The organism is Burkholderia sp. Bp9015, assembly GCF_003853505.1.
Taxonomy (GTDB): domain Bacteria; phylum Pseudomonadota; class Gammaproteobacteria; order Burkholderiales; family Burkholderiaceae; genus Burkholderia.
The window spans coordinates 61,483-81,426 of the sequence record NZ_QTPZ01000025.1; the positions used below are offsets into that span (position 1 = coordinate 61,483).

Below are 19,944 nucleotides of genomic sequence, written 5' to 3' on the forward strand. Positions count from 1 at the left end.
TATGTCACAAAACATTTATTTTGTGACGAATAATGGCACAAATTCCATTTTTGTGACAACGTATGCGAAAATTCCGAACCGACGCATTCGGTCGGCTCATCGGCACACGCCGCGCAACGCACGGCAACGAGGAAAGGTATGGATCGGCAACTGCGCTGGGGCGACGCCAGCAGGATGGACAGCGTCAACGACGGGCGAAGCGCGATCCTGCGCGCCACGCTCGACGCGATGATCGAGCACGGGATCGACCGTTTGTCGATCGACGACGTCGCACGCCGCGCGAACATTTCGCGGCGCACGCTGTACCGCTACTTCGGCACGAAAAAGGAGCTGATCCAGGGCGTGATCGGCATCCAGAACGCCGAGTTCTTCGACGAGATGCAGCGCGCGCTCACCGCCTTCGAGCACGACTTCGAGGCCTACTGCGAAGAGAGCGTGTGCTTCGCGGTGCGCTATCGCGATCGTCATCACGGCGGCTTTCACCACAACTATCTGGCCACGAGCCTGTCCACCGACGTGTTCGGCTACATCGTCGAGAACATCGCGCCGATGTGGCAGCGCGTGCTCGAAAAGCCGTACCGTGAATACGTCGCCGTGCACGGCGCGCGGGTGCCCGCGCTCGACGACATCATCGCGCTGATCAGCCGTATCGGGCTCGCGTACTGCCTGGTTCCGGCTGACGAGCAGGCGATGCGCGCGCAGATGCGCATCCTGTGGACGTTCCAGCGCGAGCCGGCCGGCAAGCCGGTCGCGGCCCGGATGAAGGCCGCGCGCTGAGCGGCGGCGCCCGCGCGATGTCGCGCAGCCCGGCCGATACCATCCGATACCGGCCTCGAACATTTCAACTCACACCGGACTACCCCATGACGACCTGCGGAGTTTCCGTCTCCGGCCGAACGCTCGATCGCGCCGACCTGCTGCTTCTCGTCGAAGGCTCGCCTGCGCCGCTTCGTCTCGAAGACTGCGATCTCGAAGGTGCGGACCTGTCGCGGCTCGATTTGCGCGGCGTGCGATTCGAGCGCTGCGCGCTCGCGGAAGCGTCGTTCGTCGGCGCGACGCTCGCGCAGACCGCGTGGATTCGCTGCCGCGCGCGCCAGACGAGCTTCGCGTCGGCCGACCTCGAGGACGCGCAGTTTCAGTCCTGCGATCTCAACAACACGAACTGGCGCCGCAGCAAGCTCGGCTCGGCGCGCTTCGACGAATGCAGGCTGACCGGCGCCGACTTCGAGGAATGCAAGTCGCTCGGCATCGAATTCGCGAACACGTTGCTGGTCGGCGCGAGCCTGCGCCGCTTCTCGTTCCGGAAAACGCGGCTCGTGGCGCTCGACTTCTCGGATGCCGATCTCGCCGGCACGGACTTTCGCGACGCCGTGTTCGAAGGCGGCAGCCTGCGCAACGCGCATCTGAACGACGCCCGGTTCGACGGGGCCGACCTGCGCGACGTGGAGCTCGGCGGCACGCCGAAGCTGCTCGCGTCGGGCGTGCTGCGCGGCGCGACCATCTCGTATGACCAGGCCGCGATGCTGATCGAGAATCTGGGGATCCGGGTCGCCTGACGACCGCACGCGCGTTGCTTCGCCCCGCGGCCGACATGCGCGACGCCGGCCGCGAACCGCGCATGTCGCATGTGCTGCCGGCAATCTGTCGAATATTCTCATCACTTCGACCGCATCCCGAACGGCACACGTCACGCACGCCCTTGCGCTCACGCTCGACGACCCGATCCGTCGACGCGCGAATCACTAGGGAAAATCCGGAGACATCCTTACAGCGATTTACCTGATGATTCACAGGAACGCGATGTTTCGGCGATTTCGCTTTGCATCATGCTTTCGTTTTGCTTGACGGTCCCGCTGCCGCCGCGCGGCAAATGCGGCGATCGACATGTGAAACGGCCAGCGTCCGCGAGTCGCCGGGTGTTCAATACTTTCAACAACCCGGTCGAGAGCAATCGTGAGAATCCGTGGCCCGCTGGTGCGGTGGAGACGAGGCGATGCGCGCAACGTGCGTGCATCGATCTCGTCCACCGGCGACAGTGACCGCCGGCAAAGTCCTCGCCTGCATCTGTCGATCTACACCATCCTGTCCCGCCGTTCCGTCCGCCGTCACAACGCCGTCGCCGCGCGCGCATACGTCGCGATCCACACCGACGACGTGGCGTCGCTGCTGCCTTAGCGCGCCCCCTCCGTTCCGTTCGACCTGCGCATCGTGTCGCGTGACTCGCGACAGGGTCGGCTCGCGTTGCGTGCCCTCACGATTCGCTTCGCAGGCCGAGCCGACTCCTGATCATCATGCACCGCCGGCGTTCGTTTCGAGCGCCGGCCGGTTGCACACGTCCATCCCTTGAACCGTGGCGCGGCGAGCAGCCAACCGCCGAGCCTCCCGATACGAACGACAAGCCATGCAACTCCGCACCCTTCGCCGCACCATCGCAACCGCCGCCATGATGTCCGTCGCGGGCATCGCCTCCTTCGTCACTACGCACGCCCAGGCCGCCGGCGAGCTGAACATCTACAACTGGTCCGACTACATCGCGCCGGACACGATTCCGAATTTCCAGAAGCAGACCGGCCTGCACGTGCGCTACGACAACTACGACAGCGACGACACGCTGCAGGCGAAACTGCTGTCGGGCAACTCCGGCTACGACATCGTCGTGCCGACGTCGAACTACATGGCCAAGCAGATCCAGGCAAACGTCTACCAGCCGCTGGACAAGACGAAGCTGCCGAACCTGTCGAACCTCGACCCGCTGCTGATGAAGATGGTCGCCGATGCCGATCCGGGCAACCAGTACGGCGTGCCGTGGGCGTATGGCACCGACGGCATCGGCTACAACGTGCAGGCGGTGAAGAAGGCGCTCGGCGACAAGGCGCCGGTCGACAGCTGGGCGCTGGTGTTCGACCCGGCCAACATGGCGAAGCTGAAGAGCTGCGGCGTATCGTTCCTCGACCAGGCCGTCGACGTGTTCGCCGCGACGCTGCAGTACATGGGCAAGGATCCGAACAGCACGATTCCGGCCGATTACCGCGCCGCGTACGAGGTGCTCAAGAAGGTGCGCCCGTACATCACGCAGTTCAACTCGTCGGGTTACATCAACGATCTCGCGAACAACGACCTGTGCGTGTCGTTCGGCTATTCCGGCGACGTCGGCATCGCGCATCGCCGTGCGGCGGAAGCGAAGCGTCCGTACGAGGTCCGCTTCGCGAATCCGCGGGAAGGCGGGCTGCTGTGGTTCGACATGATGGTGATCCCGAAGGATGCGCCGAACCGCGATGCCGCGCTGAAATGGATCAACTACCTGCAGGACCCGAAGGTCAACGCGGGGATCACCAACGCGGTGTTCTACCCGACCGCGAACAAGGCCGCGCGCCAGTTCGTGAAGCCCGCGATCGCGCGCGATCCGTCGGTCTATCCGGCCGACGAGGTGCTGAGCAAGATGACGCTGCTCAAGCCGATGCCGCCCGAGATTCGCCGGCTTCAGAACAGGTTGTGGGCGCAACTGAAGACGGGGCGCTGACCAGCACGGGGCGGCCCAGTCGGGCCGCCCCGACAGATCGCCGGCACGCACCGACGCGCTCCCGCGACGATCATCCGCTGTTCGGGAAAACGGCCGCGGATGCACGACCGCCGATCCGAACGGGCCGTGCCCGACCGGCTGCACGACCAGCCGCCGTCGGCACCCGCACCCGGCGACTGATGCCCGGCCGCGGCTGCACTATCGCTGCGCCGGCTCCGCATGCGGCAACGCCGCCGCGAACGCTGCGTCGATGAAGCGAATCACGTCGTCGAGCGACGACGTGCATGTCGCGCCCGCGGCGAGCTCGCGAAACGCGCCGTCGGGCCCGAGGCAGATGAGCGGCTTGCGCCAGTGCTGCGCCAGCGCGATCTCCTCGGCGGTCCCGTGCCCGCCGGGCAGCGCGACGATCAGGTCGCTGCTCAGCACGTTCACGTAGTTCCGGTTGATGGTGTGCGGATCGGCGCCCGGTTCGCGGCGCGGCAGCGGCGTGAGGATCGGGATCTCGACGAACGGATGCGGGTAGCCGTCGAGCGGCACGAAGCCCGCGTGCGGATCGGCCTGCGTCGGCAGGATGCCGATCGACCGGCCGGCCCGCCCCGGCACGCCGGCGAACGCGCGCGCGACCGCCAGCATCACGCCCTGGCCGCCGCCCGTCAGCAGGTTGAAGCCGGCCTGCGCGAGCCATGCGCCGAGCGGCTCGGAAAACGCGAGCCACGGTTCCTTGCCCGAGCCCATCACGCCGATTGTTCGGTGGTTGCGTTGCATCATGTATTCCGGTGATGTGATGAATCGTTGAATTGAACCGCGGCGCGGCACCGGGCTGCGAAACCCGGCCACGCGCCGCGCATCGTCATTCGAGTTCGACGCCCTTGAGCTCGGGGATCAGGAACAGCGTCGCGACCATGTCGAGCACGTAGAGGCCGGCGAGCAGCGCGATCGCCGTCTGGAACGAGTAGCGCGCGGCCAGCGCGCCGACCGCCACCGGCCCGAAGCCGCCGACCGCACGGCCGATATTCCACAACACGTTCTGCGCAGTCGCGCGCGCGGCGGTCGGATAACCTTCGGACATCAGCGTGCCGTAGCCGCCGACCATCCCGTTGACGAACATCCCCATCAGCGCGCCGCCCCACAGCATCGCCGTCGGGTCCGACAGGTGCGCGTAGGCGATGACCGTCACGACCGAGCCGAGCTGGTACAGCAGGAACGTCGGCTTGCGGCCGATACGATCGGCGAGTTGCCCGAAGGTCCAGACGCCGATCATCATCCCGACGACGGTCACCGCGGTCCACAGCCCCGACTTCGTCAGCGAGAAGCCCATCTGCTTCGACAGGAAGGTCGGCAGCCAGATCATGATCCCGTAGTAGCCGAAGTTCTGGACCGAGCACAGGATCACGATGCCGAGACTCGTGCGCGCGGTGTGCGCGTCGGCGACGAGCATCCGGAACGCGTTGGCCCGCGGCTGCGTCGCGCGCCGCACGAAGACTTCCGGCTCGTGCAGCCGGTTGCGCAGCACCCATGCGAGCAGTGCGGGCAACACGCCGACCACGAACATCCCGCGCCAGCCGATATGGAGCAGCAACAGCGGCGTCAGCAGCGCGGCCAGCAGCACGCCGGCCTGCCAGCCGAGCGCGACGTAGCACGACACGCGCGCCCGCTTGCTCGCCGGCCACGCTTCGGCCGCGAGCGCCATGCCGATGCCGAATTCGCCGCCGAGGCCGATGCCCGCGATGGTGCGATACACGAGCAGGTCCCGGAAGCCCTGCGCGAACGCGCACAGGCCGGTGAAGACCGCGAACAGCATGATCGTCCAGGTCAGCACGCGCACACGGCCGTAGCGGTCGCTCAGGGCACCGAACAAAATGCCGCCCGCGACGGCGCCGATCAGCGTCCACGTGACGAGCGCGCCGCCCTGCCCGGGCGTCAGCTGCAAAGCCGCGGTGATCGCCGGCAGCATGAAGCCGAGGATCAGCAGGTCGAAGCCGTCCATCGCGTAGCCGATCGCCGAGCCGGCCAGCGCCTTCCACGCGTACGCCCCGACCTGCCCGCCGCGCGGCGCCGCCGGATCGTCGAGCGCCGAAGATTTCATGTTTGCTGCCATGGTGTCCCGCCGGAAATGTCCGGGCGACATTCTAAAGCCTGTTCCCGCGCATGACGGGCCCGTGCACGGGCGCACGCAGAAAGCGCCGCGCTGCCCGCTTCCGGGAACGGAAGCGGGCAGCGGCGGTAATGAATTTGAAAAATGTTGAAGCCGGCGATCCCGCAGCAGGCTGGGACACCGAAAGAACGGGATGAAACGGGAGTGGTGAGGCCGGCGCGGTGCTGACTCAGCCCTGATCGTCCCCGGGCCACCAGGTTTTGGCCTCGCGGTCGACGAGCAGCGTATCGAGATCCCGGCCTTCGAGCCATTTGGGTCGCGGGCCGCGGCCCGACCACGAGCGGCCGGTCGTCGGATCGTAATACTTGGCAGGCGCCTTGCGTTTTCGCTGGACGATGTAGCCGAGGGCGCTCAGCACTTCCTGCTGCGAGATGCCCAACAGCTGGACCTGCTCCCTGAATGCCGCCAGTGCGGCTTGCTTCTCCTTCTGCTTGGCTTCCGACAGCTTGATGTTCAGGTCCCGAAGTTGTGCTTCGAGTTCCTGCAGAGCCTGGGTCATGTATTCATCCTCTTTGGGCATGTTTTTATTCAAAAAACCTCCGATGGCAGAACCTATCACGAAGTTCCGCCAATCTGTGTTGCGATGTGTGAATCGTTTGCCGGCATCTGTAAGGGTTTCGAAGTGTGCCGAACGCAACACCATCGTCGAAAACCGCATGACATCGGCACGCAACACCTGACGCGCCGCGTTCGAACGCGCGGCGAGCCTTCGGCGGCGACCTCCTCGCCGCCTGGCGCCGCACCCTGGCACAGGCGCGGCATGGCGCGAATGATAGCAGTGCGCATCCGTCATGTTCGAGGACTTTTGCGGTCCGGCGCACACTCGCCGGCCTTGGCCCGCGAGCCTCGACGCCGGCGCGGCGTTTCACGTGCCGAAGCGGCACCCGTCCCGCGCGATCCGCGCATGCAGCTTCGGACCGCGCGCGGCGTTCAGCGCGCTTGCATGGCCGACGCGTCCGGCCAGATGTCCGCGGAAATCCGGATGCGCGGCGCGGGTTCCGCGACGCCGGCCCGTGGCGGATGCAGTTGGTCAGGATCAGGAGGCAGCCGCCGCGACGCTTGTCGTCAGCGTCACGAGAAAACCACGACGGAAGTCGTCGAGCCAGCGATCGTCGATGGCCGTCATGCCGCTTGACCGGTTGACGTGCGTCAAGGCCGGCCGCACGGCCAAACCTAGACTGGACCCATGCCCTCTCACCGGATGTCGGCAGTCACTCATCACAGGAATCCACCATGCGCATCACCGTTCATCTCGACACGTTCGCGCATGCCGGCCCGTCGGCGTATGCGATCGTCTGGCTTGATTTCGACGAGCAAAAGTGGTCGTGTGAAGGCCACTACGCGATGGCAATGCCCTCATGGGGGACGCTTGCCCGGACCGGCGACGGCATCCGGCTTGCCGTGCCCGATGCCAGCCGTCCGCTCATCGTCCTTGACGGCTTCGCGTCCGGCAATGCCGAAGCGCCAAGTGTCGGCGCATCCGGCATGGCACGCTGGTACCCGCATGCCCATCACGCGCCGGATGCCGGTCGCTGGCGCGTGCAATGTCTCGATACCGAGCAGGCCGAACCCGAGCACCGGCTGTTTGCAGACGACGCACGCTGAGCGCGTCGCACACACGGAGCCGGCATCCTGGCTCGGTAGAGAGCCTCGGCCCAGACCCACGCGCGAACCGCTAATCTTCCGTTTCCGGAATCGCATTGACGATCATCGAGAACAGCTTGCCGAGATCGGCTTCGAGCTTGACCCCGTCGAATGGATCGCGATTGGCTCCGAAGGCGAGGTCAAGTTCCGCCCAGTCCTCGTTTGACAGCAAACGTCTCGCGGCCGGCAAAATCAGCGTCTCCTCGGTAAACCGGTGATCCGAATAGAACTCGGCATATTCATCCACCAGCGCCACCAGTGCCGCTAATGCGGGCGCCCCCTTCAACTCGTACCGGGTGAGCGCGTGTTCGAGATTGGTCAACATCCCGTCACCTCGCGCGTGCTGAGTCTCCAGTTCGTCGATCACGCCGTCGAATTCGGAGGCCACATCCCGCAATGGTGCAAACAGGTAGCGCTCCTCTTTCGGATGATGTATCTGCTCGGGGTACTCTCGAATGTAATAGAGCATCGCCCGGAACACCATGAGACCCGGAACGGGCTTGCCAGCCGCAAGCAGATGGACATAGCGCCGCATGCCCTCGACGACGGCAGACAGCCGCTCGTGCTCACGGAGGATGACGGTGATCGCGGCCCGCGGCCCCAACGACGACATACCAGACCTCACGGAAACAGGCGGAATGCACTGGCGATCGCTCGATCGACTCGCTTGCTCGGCGAGCCCGTCAGCCAGTGCCCACAATTTCCATCTTGGTCCGCTGCGGCTCGACATCAAAGTGTGCCGACGCGACGGCCTTGAGGGAGATCAAAGAGTGTGCCGGCCCGGCAACGCGCGAAGTCGGCATGCGTCGGCCGATTCGAACAGGTGCCCTGCCGACTGAATCGCTCGTGCTTGTCATCGATCCGGCACCTGGTTTTCGAGGTCCGGATGCGCTCCGCCGTCAGCGCGATCGTGTGAAAGATGGGCGACTGCGATGGACCGGCAAAGCACCCGCGGCGAGCGGCAAAATACACTCGTATTTGACTTCAATCAAGATATCCGTCTCCGGCGCTCTCACACTGTATTCAGTATCGCTACGCAAGCATGAGGCCGCCAGGGAAGACATCGATACCAACGCAAGCGACCGATACCGGCTGTTTGGCTGTACCGCGGTTCGACTGGAAGCAAAGAAAGATGAACAAGATGTTTTTCTTGCCAATGTCACTGCTACCGATCGTCATCGCGATCGGCGGCGTCCCGTCGCACGCACGCGCCGAGGACGGGGAGCAACTGGCTCGGCAGGTCTGTGCCACTTGCCACGGTGCACGGGGACACAGCGAATCACCCATGTTCCCGCGCTTAAGCGCCCAGACACCGGAATATCTCACTGTGCAGCTCAAGGGCTTCCGCGAGCACACGCGGGGCGAGACGCATGCGCGCGAGTATATGTGGGGTATTGCGTCGCGGCTCGACGATGCGACGATTGCATCGCTTGCAGCCTATTACTCGCATCAGGAACCGGTGCATGGCAAGGCAGGCAACGCCGCGCTGATGGCCAGGGGGAAAGATATTTTCGAGCATGGCGTACCGCACCGGGGGACCCCGGCATGCGCGTCGTGCCATGGCCCGCAGGGCCAGGGTGCCGGCGCGTTCCCGCGGCTTGCCGGACAACACGTGAACTATCTGCTTCGGCAGATCGAGTTCTTCAAGAACGAGACACGTGCCAATTCCCCCGTCATGACAGCCGTTGCTCATACGCTGGATGCCGACGACGCCAATGCGGTCGCCACATGGCTCGAATCGCAGTAGGGTCGTAAGCGCGAAATCCTCCGCACGTCGCCGGCACTGCTGAATCGATCCACGATTGCGTCCGCAACCCACAGTTGCGGACGCAACCACGATGACAGGTGACACGATCAACCCCGATAGCTGCGCTCGTCCCGAGCCACGGCGCATGGAACGTGTCGACATCGATATGGATGACGTAACGTTTCGCTTCGTCCGGCAACGCGGCCGGAAAGCAATCGGTCGGGAACGGGCACGCACGAGGTCGCGCGCGCGATCGCATCCGATACGAAGACACGCCGCGATCGGCTCTCGCTTGCTCGCGTGATTTTTCGAATGCGCCAGGGTATCGGCGAACCGGACGGGCCGCCTTGCGGCCCGGACGCTTCCCCCAAACGGGAATGTTGCGCGGTGTAACGTCCAGCCGCGCCCCGGCGCCGACCGCTGCCACACGTTGCGGCATTGCGGCGCGCCGCGCTTACGGCAGCGGCGGTGCGTCGCGCAACACGGCTTGCAGCCCCGTCGCGAACGGTGTCACATGATCGATCCCGAGTGCGCGCACGCGCGATGCATCCAGATGGCAGTCGTACGGACGCGGCGTCGCATCGGCCGGCGTGTCGATCCGCGCGAGCGCGGCGTCGATGCCGAGCGCGGCCGCGATCCGTTGCGCGATGTCGTACTTCGTCATCGGTTCCTCACCCGACCAATGACGGATACCCGTGACCGGCGAACCCGCGAGCTGGCGCAGCGTCAGGTCGCGGATCACGTCCGCCACGTCCGGCGTGTAGGTCGGATAGCGGATCGCCCACGCGTCCATGCCGACCGCATCCGCGCCCGCTCGCGCGGACGCGACGATCGCCGGCACGAGGCTCGTGACGGCCGACTCGCGCCAGTCGACGATCGGGCCGTAGAGCAACGGCAGGCGCAGCACGCAGGCAAGCGGCGACGCGGCGAGCAACGCGGCCTCGCCTTCCAGCTTGGTGCGGCCGTAGATGTTCAGCGGGTTCGGCACGGCATCTTCGCGGTACGGTGCGGCCTTGCCGTCGAACACGTAGTCGGTGGAGATGCCGAGCGTCCACGCGCCGTAGCGCGCGGCAAGCGCGCCGATGCGCGCCGGCGCGTCGACGTTGATCGCGCGCGCCGCCGCGGGGTCGCGTTCGCAGACGTCCGGGCGGCGCTCGGCGGCGCAGATGATCACCGCGGCCGGGCGGCGCGTGTCGAACAGACGTTCGAGTGCCGGCTGATCGAGCACGTCGAGTCGGACGATGTTTTCCGGCGGCAATGCGAGGCGCCGTGCGCCCGCGGTGTCCGGGTTCCGGATGGTTGCGACGAGCGTCAGCGACGCTGCGCGGGACAACGATGCGGCAACCGCACGGCCGAGCAGGCCGGACGCGCCGATGAGAAGGATGGTCGGGTGCGACACGGTAGCCAACGATGAAAGGGGACGAGGGGCCCCAATCTATACGAGAACCGGCAACCGATGTCGATTTCGCTCGCCCGTCGACGACGAGCGGATGATGAAACACGGGCCCGGTGCGCTTCCACGCACCGGGCCCGTCGTGCAGCACGAATTCTCGCGCCCGCTTACTTCCGGTCGAACGAATACCGCCCCGGCCCGCTCACCGCGAGCAACAGCAGCCCGCCGATGATGCTGATGTTCTTGTAGAAGTTGATCATCGCGAGGTACTGGTCCATGCCCTGCAGCGCCCAGTAGCGATGCCCGATCAACGCGGTCGCGAGCGTATAGACCGCGAACACCAGCGCGAGCGGACGCGTATAGAAGCCGACCGCGATCAGCGCGCCGCCGAACAGCTCGACCGCCACCGCGATCACCGCCGACAGCTCCGGCGACGGCGCACCCGTCGACGCCATGTACGCGACCGTGCCCGAGAAGCCGCTCAGCTTCTGCCAGCCGAACAGCACGAACAGGATCATCAGCAGCACGCGAGCCGCCAGCAGCAGCTCGTCCTTCTTCGACTCCAGCGAAACGTAACGCATAGCAATCACCTTGATTTGACGGTTTTGACGCATTCGGTGCCGACGTCCGCCACAATGGCGAACCCACGGATCGACAACGAACCCGCCTCGCACGATCGAACCGCGGGCCGGCCGGCCCGCTGCCGAAGAATCCGTCCGGTCGCGCCGTCGTGGCGCGCTGCCGAACGGTTCTGGCGAAGCACGAGTGCAGTCTACTGTCTCACCGGAAATCATCAATCCGTCACAACAAGATTGGCTGTCTCGATTTGGTGGACAATTGTCACGTAACAAACGCGTCATAGGCGACCGGCGGGGCATCGCACACGAAAGGGCTATCGCGGCTTTCCCTTCCATGCAAGGGCAGCCGGAGATCGGCGGGGGCCCGGCCAGCGCAGCGTCGAAGCCCCCTCGGCCCGCGAATACGCCGGACGGCGCCCGCCGGACATGCCGATGGCACCGGCCACGGCATGACCTCAGGTGACGATGGCCTGGCGGATCGAGATGCCCTGGGCCGCATTCGATACGGCCTCCCATTGCTCCCACTCGGCCAGTCGCGCCGCATAGGCGGCACGCACGACGGGCATGCCCTCGGTGCCCAGGAACAGACGCAACGGCGGCTTGTCCGTATCGACGACCTGCAGCACGGCCTGCGCCGTGGCCTGCGGTTCGCCGAATTCCATGGCCGCACCCCGCGCGAACGCTTGCTGACGCAGCGCGGCGTAGGCCTCCAGCCCCTCGGAGATCTTCAGGGACGCGGGACTCGCGAAGTCGGTCGCGTAGGCACCGGGCTCGATCAGCGTCACTTTGATGCCGAAGTTGGCGACTTCCTGCGCCAGGCTGTCGTGCAGGGCTTCCAGCGCCCACTTGGAGGCGTTGTAGAAGCCGGAAGTGGGATCGGCCACGATGCCCGCCACGCTGGAGACGCCCAGGATATGCCCGCTGCGCTGGCTGCGCAGGACAGGCAGCGCAGCCTGGATGACGCGCAGCGCACCGAAGAAATTCGTCTCGAATTCGGCTTTCACGTCGTCGACCGTGGCTTCTTCGATGGCGGCGACCAACGCGTAGCCGGCGTTGTTCAGCACCACGTCGAGTCGCCCGAAATGCTGGTGCGCCTGCGTGACTGCGTCCGCAACCTGCTGCGCATCGGTCACGTCCAGGGCCAGGGGAAGTACGCGGTCGCCATAGCGCTCCGCAAGCACGTCCAGTGAGCCGGCGTTGCGGGCCGTTGCAGCCACCCTGTCGCCGCGCGCGAGTGCGGCTTCTGCCCAGATGCGCCCGAATCCGCGTGCGGCGCCCGTGATGAACCAGACTTTCGATGTCATATCGCATACCTCCATGTTGGGGAAAAAAGCCGTACGGTCTGTCAGCGCGTCTGACTGAGGATGATGCGGTCGAACATGCGGTCGCCTAGCCAGACGCGCATGCGGATCAGCATCTTGGCGAACTTGCCGGCCGCATAGCGCGTGCGCGGCTTGCGACTGGAGACGGCCTTGGAGACCACGTCCGCGATCACGCGCGGATCGCTACCGGTGCCGTGTCCGTATGTGTTCTTGATCGACTTGGCCACCATCTGCACCAGGCGGCCGTACGGGCCGCTGGCCGAACGCTTGACGATGCTGTCGGTGGCGGCATCACCGAAACCCGTCTCGATCACGCCGGGTTCGACGATCACGACCTTGATGCCAAACTCGGCCACTTCCAGGCGCAGGCAGTCCGACCAGCCTTCCAGTGCGTGTTTGGTCGCGTGGTACCAGGCCCCCAGGATGCTGTACATCTTGCCGCCCATCGAGGTGATGTTGACGATGTATCCCGAACGCCTGGCCCGCATGGCCGGCAGCAGGAGTTGCGTGAGCCGCGCGGCGCCGAACAGGTTGACCTCGAACTGGTAGCGCGCCTCGTCGATGCCGATTTCCTCGACCGGCCCATACAGGCCGAAGCCCGCGTTGTTGACCAGCACGTCCACCCCGCCCGTCCGGGACAGGATGAACTTGACGCCATCGACGATCTCGTCGTCCCTGGAGAGGTCCATGCGCAGCGGCTCGGCGCCGAGTCGCGCCAGGTCGTCCATCTTGTCGACACTGCGTGCAGCGACATAGACCCGATAGCCGTCCTTGATCAGACGCTGGGCAATGGCCTTGCCCATGCCTGACGATGCGCCGGTGACCAAGGCCGTTTTTCTCTTTCCTGTGGTGGACATGTCGCACCTCGTTTTGTTGAATTGCCGCTAGCTTTTCAGGAAAAGCAGGCCGCTTGCCTCGCGTCATGTGCCAAACGGCTTGCGATCCGCGCCGCCGCACGGGGCGCGATGTTCATCGGCCGGCCTCCTGCACACGGCTGCGCAGTGCCTTGAGCGTCCCGTACGGCGTGTCGACCACTGTCCGGTTGGCCAGCCAGTCGGGAATGGCGCCGCCGGGGGATGCATGCATCTGGTAGGTGACTTTCACACCCTCGGCGTCGGGCACCAGCTTCCACTGACCTTTGGCCTGCGGAATCCGCACCTTGCCCTCGCGCAACGGCAGGTAGTCGGGGACCGCCTCCACGCGCACGGTGACCGCGCCGTCGCCGGCCTTCGTGTAGGTGAAGTGGTAGATGCCGTCGCGGTTGGAGACCGGCCAGGGCGCCTTGTTGTCCAGGTAATGGAACTGCTCGGTGTCGGTGGCCTTGAGCAGTTCGGATGCGGCCACGTCGGGCATCCATTGACGGTAGGCATCGGCGTCACGCAGCACCTTGACGACGTCATCGGGGGTAGCCCGGATCTGCACCTCGCCGCGGAATTCGCGCAGCGGCGATCCGTCGACGTTGCGCACGTAGACCCTGATGCCATCGGCCTGCCTGGCGAGCGACCAGCCGTCCTGCGCGAAGGTCGTCTGGCTGGCCAGCAGCCCAATCAGCAGGGCGGCGGAAAGAAGATTGCGTCGGGCGATCATCGCGAAACCTCATGGAGTGAAGATGCCTTCACCATAGAGGGCCACGCTGCGCAGCGAACTCGCCACGCGCGCCAGAGGGATGGCGATCGGCGCCAGCCTGAACGCGGCTCAGGGCGATTTCGTTCGCGCCTGTGCAACCTGGGCTGCAAGGCCGTGGCGCTGCAAGACCGACCGGATGGCAGGCAATTGCGCGACGACAGCCTCGTAGCCCAGGCGCCGTGCCGTTTCCCGGCCCTCGGCATCGTCCATGCCCGCGGGCGCGATCGGCGGAGCGATCAGCACGTCGGCCGACGCGGCCTCCGGACCCGAGAGCAAGCAGCTTTGTGCCTGCGACACACGCAACCACATCGACACCGCCGAACTGGAGGGGTATTGCGGTCCGTGGCAATAGATGTCCACTGCGATCACGACGTCGGCGCCCAGCGCACGCGCTGCCCGCACCGGCACCAGTGCGGCGACGCCGCCATCGACCAGCAGGTGGCCGCCGGCCTGCACCGGCAGTAACACGCCGGGAATCGCGGCCGACGCACGCAGTGCCTGGCCGGCGTCACCTCGCGTGATCACGTAGGGCCGGGACTGGTCGAGGTCCGTGGCGACGGCGGCGAAACGCACCGGGAAGCGCTCGATGGCTTGCCCGCCAACCAGGCCGTTGGCCCAGCTTGCCAGCGCCTCGCCCTTGACGAAGCCGGGACCGCCGAGGGCAACATCGACCAGCGCGCGCATCCGCATGCTGTTGGCCTGCTGCCAGAGTTGGCCGGGCGAGCGGCCCGACGCATAGGCCGCGCCGATGATGGCGCCGACGGAGGTGCCCACGACCAGATCCGGGCGGATGCCGGCTTCTTCCAGCGCCTGCAACACGCCGACGTGCCCAAAGCCGCGCAGCCCCCCGCCACCCAGCACGAGGGCCAACCGGGGTCTGGCGGCAAGCGGTGCGACAGGCGGCACGGCCGCTGGCGCCTGCAAGACGCCGTCGACCAGCCAGAGGCCCTCGAAGCCGGGCCGCGCCCGCTTCGGCGCGCCGACACATGCGCTCAGCAGGCTGACCGCCAGCATCCAAGGCAAGCCTGCGCGCAGCCAACGCGTTCCCATCCCGCTCAATTCTGCGCGGCGCCGAGCCGGGCCAGTTCGGCAGAAGGCAGAATCACCACGCCCCGGGACGTGGGAACGGTTCGTACCAGCGCCTGGGCAACGGCCTCGGCGTGTACGGGCCTGTAGGCGCCGGGCAGGATCGGCGCGAGCAGTCTGGCGACGGGGATCGCGATGATCTCGCCGTACCGCGTGGCCTGGCCCAGGCCGTCCCGGTAGTCCAGCAGCAGCGAAGGTTGCGCGATGACCAGCGCCGTGAAGGGCATGGCCTTGAGCGCATCTTCCAGTTCGCCCTTGACGCGGGTATAGAACATGGACGACCGGGCATTCGCCCCTGCGGCGCTGACCAGCCCCACGCGCCGCGCGCCCGCCGCAAATGCGGCCTGCGCCACGGCCAGGTTGGCATCGAAGTCCACCGCGCGGAAGGCCGCCTTGCTGCCGGCCACCTTGATCGTGGTGCCCATGGACAGGTACACCTCGTCGACCTGCGCAAGCGCGGGCAAGCAGCCGAAATCCACCTGGTGGACCTGGAGCCTGGGGTCGCGCACAGCCAGCGGGCGGCGGCTCAGCGCATGGACCTCCGAGACCGTCCGGTCGGCCAGCAGGGCCTTCAGCATCAGGCCGCCCACGAGTCCGGTGGCACCTGCCAGCAGCACTTTGCGTTGTTTCTCTTCCAGGGTCATGAGTGTCGTTCTCAGTTCAGGCGCATCGCATTGCGCGCGGTATCCGGCGTCTGCCCGGTCCATTCCAGGAAGGCGCGGTAAAAGGAGTTGGGATCCTCGAAACCAAGCAGGAAGGCGATTTCGCCGGCAGTCATCGTCGTGCTCCCGAGGTAGTGGCGGGCAAGACTTTCCCGGGTGGTGTTCACCAGCGAGCGGAAATTCTCCCCTTCGTCTTCGAGGCGGCGCTGTAGCGTGCGCTTGCTGAGCCCCAGGCGCTCGGCGGCTTTCTCGATGGTGGCCGTGTTGCCGGGCAGCAGCTCCAGCAGCACCGCACGCACGCGCTCGGCCATCGTGGCTGTGGCGTCCAGTTCGCTGAGCCGACGGCGCAGTTCGGGCTCGAACACGCGCCACATGCCTTCGTTCACGGTCAGGAACGGGCGCAGGGCATCGGTGGCGCCAAAGGTAATGGCCGGACGCTCGCCACGTTGAACGGGCACGCCGAAGAAGCGCTGGTAGCGCGGCGCACAGCTGGCGGGCGGAAGCTGGGGCAGGGCCACCCGCAATGCCCGCACGGGCTCGCGTGTGGCCAGGCGAGCCAGCCGCAGGAAGAACGCGACCTCGGCCACCTGCAGCGAATAGGGCAACTCGGTCTGCACCGACAACCAGCGCGGCGACACCGTCAGCGATCCGGCCTCATCCACGTCGACCTCGAGCCTCATGGGCGCCACAAGTTGCTTGTATTTGGCCAGGCGCTGCACCGCCTGCATCAGGTTGGCACTGCACAGGGCGGCGAACAGCGGCGGATCGAATACCTCGGCCGAGACCATCTCGACGAGGCGCAACGGAAACATGGGGTCGTTCGCTTCCAGCTCCAGCGCGCGCCAGAAGCGGAAGTACTCGTCCGTGTCGAGCCCGCGATCTGCGCGATGAAACAGGTCTTCAGGCAGACGCGCCCTGCGCAGCACGTGGTCGGCCTGCACGCCGAAGTCCTTCAGCAGCGTGCGCCATGCGATATCCAGAGAGAAAGTGAGGTTGCGTGCCATGGGTGTGCACCAAAGGTCGATGATGGCCGGACGTGATCCGGTGTGCGGTAACAGCTTAGCTGTTGAACCGCGATCGGACACATGCAATGCGCGCCAAATCGATCGCAGGATGTGACATTCGATGGGGGCGGCAGTTGCACAAGAGATAGCGGGCAGGCGCACGCAAGGCAGGGACACGGCCCCGGCATCTTCGACGCATGCCCTCGAGACCTGTCGGGAATGCCGGTCAGGCGACCTCCGCCGCTCGAATGGCGACCAGGCCGCGCGACGCCGCGTTTCGGTCGCGTTTCGGCCTTCGGCGATCGACACGACTTGTGTCGAAACATCGGGACGCCGTTTTTCAGCAACGCCTGTACCAAGGGCATGCGAAGCATCCGAACGACTGTCAACCGCCGCGTCGCGATGACCGTTCATACTCGGCAAGGCAGCTTTCTCCCCGCGGCCCGTTCATCGTGCGACGGTCCCGGTTCGAATCCATGCCGGTTCTTTTTCGGCAAGACCGCGCAACCATTATCGGAGCCATATGGCATTTCGTCCGTCCTTGCGAACAGCAGCCGCGCTCCCGGTTCTTTGCGTGGTGATGCTGGGCGCGTGCGCCGCCGTGGCGCAGCACCCTGCCGACGCGACCGTTTCATCTCGGTCGCCCACCGGCACGCAACTGAAGACCGTGCCCGGCGCCCGGACGGCCGGCGCGCCTTTTGTCCACCCCGGGCTGCTGCATACGGAGCGCGATTTCACGCGCATGCGCGAGAACGTCGCCGCGCGGCGGCAGCCCTGGTTCGACGGCTGGCAACGCCTGGTTGCCAATCGGCATGCTTCGCTCGACTGGAAGCCGAATCCGCAGCCGGCCATCTATCGCGGCCGAAACCCCGACCACCCGGAAAATTACGCGACGCTCTTCAATGATGCCGCCGCGGCCTACGCGCTGGCACTTCGGTGGAAGATCACCGGCGACGACGCCTACGCGCAACACGCGATAGGAGTCCTGAACGCGTGGTCGCGCACGCTGACGACGATCGGCGGCAGTTCCGACAAGTTCCTGGCTTCCGGTATTTACGGCTACCAGTTGGCGAACGCGGGCGAAATCCTGCGCACCTCTCCCCTGTGGCGCGCCGACGACTTCCGGCGCTTCCAGTCGATGATGCTCGGCGTGTTCTATCCCATGAACCACGACTTCCTGGTTCGGCACAACGGCGCAAGGATCGACCACTACTGGGCCAACTGGGATCTCGCCAACATGGCATCCATGCTGGCGATCGGGATCCTGACCGATCGCCCCGACATCTACGCCGAAGCGGTCGACTATTTCAGGCACGGCGCCGGCAACGGCTCGATCGAACACGTGGTGTGGAAGTTGTATCCGGACGGGCTGGGTCAGCTGCAGGAAAGCGGGCGCGACCAGGGGCATGCCATGCTCGATATTGCGCTGCTCGGGGCGTTCTGCCAGATGGCCTGGAGCCAGGGAGACGATCTTTACGGATATGACGACAACCGGTTCCTGCGCGCAGCGGAATACGCCGCTCGATACAACCTCGGGAGGGACGTGCCTTACACGCAATACACGAACAGCGACGTCACGCAGCCCGTCATCTCGCCGAATTCGCGCGGTAACGAGCGCCCTGTCTGGGCACTCGTCTATAACCACTACGTCGTGCTGAAAGGGCTCTCCGCGCCGGACGTGGAGGCCTTTGCCCGCAAGGTCGCGCCGGAAGGCGGCGGTGGCGACTATGGTCCCAACAGCGGCGGCTTCGATCAACTGGGATATGGCACGCTGACGTATACGCTCGAATGACGGGCAGCTGTCCGCGATCAGCGAATCGTGAACCCACGGTTCGCCGCCGAATTTGCCCCACCCCGAGACAGCAAAGGTAGATCGCTTCCGGTGTAGACGTCTTGCAGGATGCCGCTCGCATCACGGCCGAGCTTGACGACAGTTGCCAGGGTGGCCGGCCGTCGATTGCGAAGCGCGTTGGCCCAAGACCAGGGCCTCGTCACGCCTGGCGCAGCGGCCCGCCGAATCACATCAAATCGATCGGCAGCGTCTTGTCGAGATTGTCGTGCCAGGCGCGAATGGTCTTCGGCACGGTCTTTTTCCACGCCGGCACGTTCGAGTAGTAGCGCATGCGCACCTTGTCATGGGCATCGAACACGAGCAGCCCGACCCACAACTCTGTGCCCCGGCGCATCACGATCGCGGCGTTCGTCGTCGCGATGCCGCGCACCCAGTACGACTTCACGTCGGCGTTCAGGCCGTCAAGATCCTGCTCGTTCGCGCTGGTGTTGATCGTATCGACGAGCGTCTGATAGTCGGCGCCGAGCAGCGTATGTGCGATCGCGTTCTGGTGCGCGTCGGCCAGCACCTTCAGCGTCACGAGGTCAGCCGCCTGGCTCGCCTGCGCCTTCGACGCCGTCACGTACTCGCCCGAATACACGACGCCCGCACCGGCGCCGCAATCGGCATCGCCGCCCTGCTGCGCGACCTGCACGCGGCCGCCCTTGCGGCTGAAATCGAGCCGGCATCGATCCTGGCGAAACGTGCCGCGGTCGCCGTGCAGGTCGATATCGCCGCCGAGTCCGCCGGTATTCGCGCCATTGTTGCCGCTCAGTTCGAAGTGCAGACGCGGTGCCGTGCCGGTAAACGTCAGCACGCCGCCGAACGACGGGTTGTCGCTGTCGCGATACCACGTCTGTTGCCAGCGGTCGGCCGCAAGCGGCGCGCCGTTCAGGCTCGCGAGCCGCTCGCGATAGCGATCGCCGAGGCACGATGCATCGTTGCCGCAGCGATCGCGCTGCTTGAGCCATTTCAACTGCGCCGCCTTCAGCGCGGCGGTATCGCCGCCTTTCGCGAGCGTGTTCTTCCACACCGCCGCCAGCTGGCCGTCGAGCGACGACAGCCCGGCGTCCGCGCAGATCGTCTTCTCGGTCGGTGAAGCGGCTTTCGCGCAGTCGAAGCCGGCCGCCTGCGCGGCCATCGGCGCGATCGTCAGTATTGCCAACATCATGGCGGCTCGCGGGCTCACGCTCCACGCATGCCGGCCGCGAAGCGCGGCTTGCCCTCGCTCGCCGGCGCGAGCACTCGATCGGTTCTGGGTTGTCATGGCCTGGATCGTCGCTGGTTCGCGGGCCTGTAGAAACGCCATGCCCGCAACGTTCGAGGTAAAAATGCCCGGCGCGGCATGCGGCACTCGCCCCGCCCGCCGAAGCGTA

General features: G+C 66.0%; 20 protein-coding genes and 1 pseudogene. 7 read left to right on the forward strand and 14 right to left on the reverse strand.

All coding sequences use genetic code 11. From position 1 onward, the window contains the following. Positions 1-138: 138 nt before the first annotated feature. From DIE12_RS24605 to DIE12_RS24620, 4 genes are all read left to right on the forward strand, one after another. A complete protein-coding gene (locus DIE12_RS24605) occupies positions 139-777 on the forward strand; it encodes a TetR/AcrR family transcriptional regulator (protein ID WP_124488064.1) in 639 nt (212 codons plus the stop codon). 86 nt (positions 778-863) lie between these two features. Beyond that, positions 864-1,556, forward strand: coding sequence for a pentapeptide repeat-containing protein (locus DIE12_RS24610; protein ID WP_124488065.1), 693 nt, complete (start codon positions 864-866; stop codon positions 1,554-1,556). Between the two features lie 448 nt (positions 1,557-2,004). Continuing rightward, positions 2,005-2,175 (forward strand): hypothetical protein, encoded by a 171-nt coding sequence (locus DIE12_RS24615; RefSeq protein ID WP_221622533.1) that lies wholly within the window; start codon positions 2,005-2,007, stop codon positions 2,173-2,175. 268 nt (positions 2,176-2,443) lie between these two features. Then, positions 2,444-3,520 (forward strand): polyamine ABC transporter substrate-binding protein, encoded by a 1,077-nt coding sequence (locus DIE12_RS24620; protein WP_409364198.1) that lies wholly within the window; start codon positions 2,444-2,446, stop codon positions 3,518-3,520. Positions 3,521-3,718: 198 nt separating this feature from the next. On the opposite strand, the gene DIE12_RS24625 is transcribed toward DIE12_RS24620, so the two are convergent. From DIE12_RS24625 to DIE12_RS38730, 4 genes and pseudogenes are all read right to left on the reverse strand, one after another. After that, complete coding sequence (locus DIE12_RS24625; protein WP_124521231.1) at positions 3,719-4,285, reverse strand: DNA-binding protein; 567 nt, start codon at positions 4,283-4,285, stop codon at positions 3,719-3,721. 85 nt (positions 4,286-4,370) lie between these two features. Beyond that, positions 4,371-5,618 carry an MFS transporter gene (locus DIE12_RS24630; protein ID WP_124521233.1) on the reverse strand — a complete coding sequence of 416 codons (1,248 nt, stop codon included), beginning with the start codon at positions 5,616-5,618 and terminating at the stop codon, positions 4,371-4,373. 226 nt (positions 5,619-5,844) lie between these two features. Continuing rightward, complete coding sequence (locus DIE12_RS24635; RefSeq protein WP_044847685.1) at positions 5,845-6,174, reverse strand: H-NS family nucleoid-associated regulatory protein; 330 nt, start codon at positions 6,172-6,174, stop codon at positions 5,845-5,847. Between the two features lie 366 nt (positions 6,175-6,540). Then, positions 6,541-6,712: pseudogene (locus DIE12_RS38730) on the reverse strand (RNA-directed DNA polymerase); the annotation flags it as partial. A 196-nt stretch (positions 6,713-6,908) separates the two neighbouring features. Here DIE12_RS38730 and DIE12_RS24645 point away from each other — a divergent pair. Beyond that, positions 6,909-7,280, forward strand: a complete 372-nt coding sequence (locus DIE12_RS24645) for a DUF3564 family protein (RefSeq protein ID WP_124488069.1) — start codon at positions 6,909-6,911, stop codon at positions 7,278-7,280. A 70-nt stretch (positions 7,281-7,350) separates the two neighbouring features. On the opposite strand, the gene DIE12_RS24650 is transcribed toward DIE12_RS24645, so the two are convergent. Continuing rightward, the gene (locus DIE12_RS24650; RefSeq protein WP_124521235.1) at positions 7,351-7,932 is read right to left on the reverse strand and encodes a hemerythrin domain-containing protein; all 582 of its coding nucleotides are present in this window, start codon (positions 7,930-7,932) and stop codon (positions 7,351-7,353) included. Positions 7,933-8,451: 519 nt separating this feature from the next. Between DIE12_RS24650 and DIE12_RS24655 the strand changes: the two genes are divergently transcribed. After that, positions 8,452-9,066 carry a cytochrome c gene (locus tag DIE12_RS24655; protein WP_124488071.1) on the forward strand — a complete coding sequence of 205 codons (615 nt, stop codon included), beginning with the start codon at positions 8,452-8,454 and terminating at the stop codon, positions 9,064-9,066. A 454-nt stretch (positions 9,067-9,520) separates the two neighbouring features. On the opposite strand, the gene DIE12_RS24660 is transcribed toward DIE12_RS24655, so the two are convergent. From DIE12_RS24660 to DIE12_RS24695, 8 genes are all read right to left on the reverse strand, one after another. Further along, entirely contained in the window at positions 9,521-10,465 is a 945-nt protein-coding gene (locus DIE12_RS24660; protein WP_124488072.1) for an SDR family oxidoreductase, read from the reverse strand. Between the two features lie 161 nt (positions 10,466-10,626). Beyond that, positions 10,627-11,040 (reverse strand): DoxX family protein, encoded by a 414-nt coding sequence (locus DIE12_RS24665; protein WP_124488073.1) that lies wholly within the window; start codon positions 11,038-11,040, stop codon positions 10,627-10,629. Between the two features lie 452 nt (positions 11,041-11,492). Then, complete coding sequence (locus DIE12_RS24670) at positions 11,493-12,341, reverse strand: SDR family NAD(P)-dependent oxidoreductase (RefSeq protein WP_124551379.1); 849 nt, start codon at positions 12,339-12,341, stop codon at positions 11,493-11,495. A 41-nt stretch (positions 12,342-12,382) separates the two neighbouring features. Further along, on the reverse strand, positions 12,383-13,216 hold the full coding sequence (locus DIE12_RS24675) for an oxidoreductase (protein ID WP_124488075.1): 834 nt from the start codon (positions 13,214-13,216) through the stop codon (positions 12,383-12,385). Positions 13,217-13,328: 112 nt separating this feature from the next. Next, positions 13,329-13,946, reverse strand: a complete 618-nt coding sequence (locus DIE12_RS24680; RefSeq protein WP_044847693.1) for an START domain-containing protein — start codon at positions 13,944-13,946, stop codon at positions 13,329-13,331. A gap of 108 nt (positions 13,947-14,054) precedes the next feature. Then, positions 14,055-14,999 (reverse strand): patatin-like phospholipase family protein, encoded by a 945-nt coding sequence (locus DIE12_RS24685; protein WP_260427863.1) that lies wholly within the window; start codon positions 14,997-14,999, stop codon positions 14,055-14,057. 41 nt (positions 15,000-15,040) lie between these two features. Beyond that, positions 15,041-15,715: an NAD(P)H-binding protein gene (locus tag DIE12_RS24690; protein WP_124521241.1), complete on the reverse strand. Its 675-nt coding sequence runs from the start codon at positions 15,713-15,715 to the stop codon at positions 15,041-15,043. An 11-nt stretch (positions 15,716-15,726) separates the two neighbouring features. After that, complete coding sequence (locus DIE12_RS24695) at positions 15,727-16,737, reverse strand: AraC family transcriptional regulator (protein WP_124488078.1); 1,011 nt, start codon at positions 16,735-16,737, stop codon at positions 15,727-15,729. A gap of 580 nt (positions 16,738-17,317) precedes the next feature. Between DIE12_RS24695 and DIE12_RS24700 the strand changes: the two genes are divergently transcribed. Next, positions 17,318-18,529: an alginate lyase family protein gene (locus DIE12_RS24700; RefSeq protein ID WP_124521284.1), complete on the forward strand. Its 1,212-nt coding sequence runs from the start codon at positions 17,318-17,320 to the stop codon at positions 18,527-18,529. A 226-nt stretch (positions 18,530-18,755) separates the two neighbouring features. Here DIE12_RS24700 and DIE12_RS24705 read toward each other — a convergent pair whose 3' ends face one another. Continuing rightward, positions 18,756-19,739 carry a lysozyme inhibitor LprI family protein gene (locus tag DIE12_RS24705; RefSeq protein ID WP_260427864.1) on the reverse strand — a complete coding sequence of 328 codons (984 nt, stop codon included), beginning with the start codon at positions 19,737-19,739 and terminating at the stop codon, positions 18,756-18,758. Positions 19,740-19,944 lie beyond the last annotated feature (205 nt).

What these genes read in the sequence shown, in the direction of transcription:
- DIE12_RS24605 (WP_124488064.1), top strand. Translation starts at nt 139, where the DNA reads ATGGATCGGCAACTGCGCTGGGGCGACGCCAGCAGGATGGACAGCGTC.
- DIE12_RS24610 (WP_124488065.1), top strand. Translation starts at nt 864, where the DNA reads ATGACGACCTGCGGAGTTTCCGTCTCCGGCCGAACGCTCGATCGCGCC.
- DIE12_RS24620 (WP_409364198.1), top strand. Translation starts at nt 2,444, where the DNA reads ATGATGTCCGTCGCGGGCATCGCCTCCTTCGTCACTACGCACGCCCAG.
- DIE12_RS24625 (WP_124521231.1), bottom strand. Translation starts at nt 4,285, where the DNA reads ATGCAACGCAACCACCGAACAATCGGCGTGATGGGCTCGGGCAAGGAA.
- DIE12_RS24630 (WP_124521233.1), bottom strand. Translation starts at nt 5,618, where the DNA reads ATGGCAGCAAACATGAAATCTTCGGCGCTCGACGATCCGGCGGCGCCG.
- DIE12_RS24635 (WP_044847685.1), bottom strand. Translation starts at nt 6,174, where the DNA reads ATGACCCAGGCTCTGCAGGAACTCGAAGCACAACTTCGGGACCTGAAC.
- DIE12_RS24645 (WP_124488069.1), top strand. Translation starts at nt 6,909, where the DNA reads ATGCGCATCACCGTTCATCTCGACACGTTCGCGCATGCCGGCCCGTCG.
- DIE12_RS24650 (WP_124521235.1), bottom strand. Translation starts at nt 7,932, where the DNA reads ATGTCGTCGTTGGGGCCGCGGGCCGCGATCACCGTCATCCTCCGTGAG.
- DIE12_RS24655 (WP_124488071.1), top strand. Translation starts at nt 8,452, where the DNA reads ATGAACAAGATGTTTTTCTTGCCAATGTCACTGCTACCGATCGTCATC.
- DIE12_RS24665 (WP_124488073.1), bottom strand. Translation starts at nt 11,040, where the DNA reads ATGCGTTACGTTTCGCTGGAGTCGAAGAAGGACGAGCTGCTGCTGGCG.
- DIE12_RS24670 (WP_124551379.1), bottom strand. Translation starts at nt 12,341, where the DNA reads ATGACATCGAAAGTCTGGTTCATCACGGGCGCCGCACGCGGATTCGGG.
- DIE12_RS24675 (WP_124488075.1), bottom strand. Translation starts at nt 13,216, where the DNA reads ATGTCCACCACAGGAAAGAGAAAAACGGCCTTGGTCACCGGCGCATCG.
- DIE12_RS24680 (WP_044847693.1), bottom strand. Translation starts at nt 13,946, where the DNA reads ATGATCGCCCGACGCAATCTTCTTTCCGCCGCCCTGCTGATTGGGCTG.
- DIE12_RS24685 (WP_260427863.1), bottom strand. Translation starts at nt 14,999, where the DNA reads ATGCTGGCGGTCAGCCTGCTGAGCGCATGTGTCGGCGCGCCGAAGCGG.
- DIE12_RS24690 (WP_124521241.1), bottom strand. Translation starts at nt 15,715, where the DNA reads ATGACCCTGGAAGAGAAACAACGCAAAGTGCTGCTGGCAGGTGCCACC.
- DIE12_RS24695 (WP_124488078.1), bottom strand. Translation starts at nt 16,737, where the DNA reads ATGGCACGCAACCTCACTTTCTCTCTGGATATCGCATGGCGCACGCTG.
- DIE12_RS24700 (WP_124521284.1), top strand. Translation starts at nt 17,318, where the DNA reads ATGCTGGGCGCGTGCGCCGCCGTGGCGCAGCACCCTGCCGACGCGACC.
- DIE12_RS24705 (WP_260427864.1), bottom strand. Translation starts at nt 19,739, where the DNA reads ATGATGTTGGCAATACTGACGATCGCGCCGATGGCCGCGCAGGCGGCC.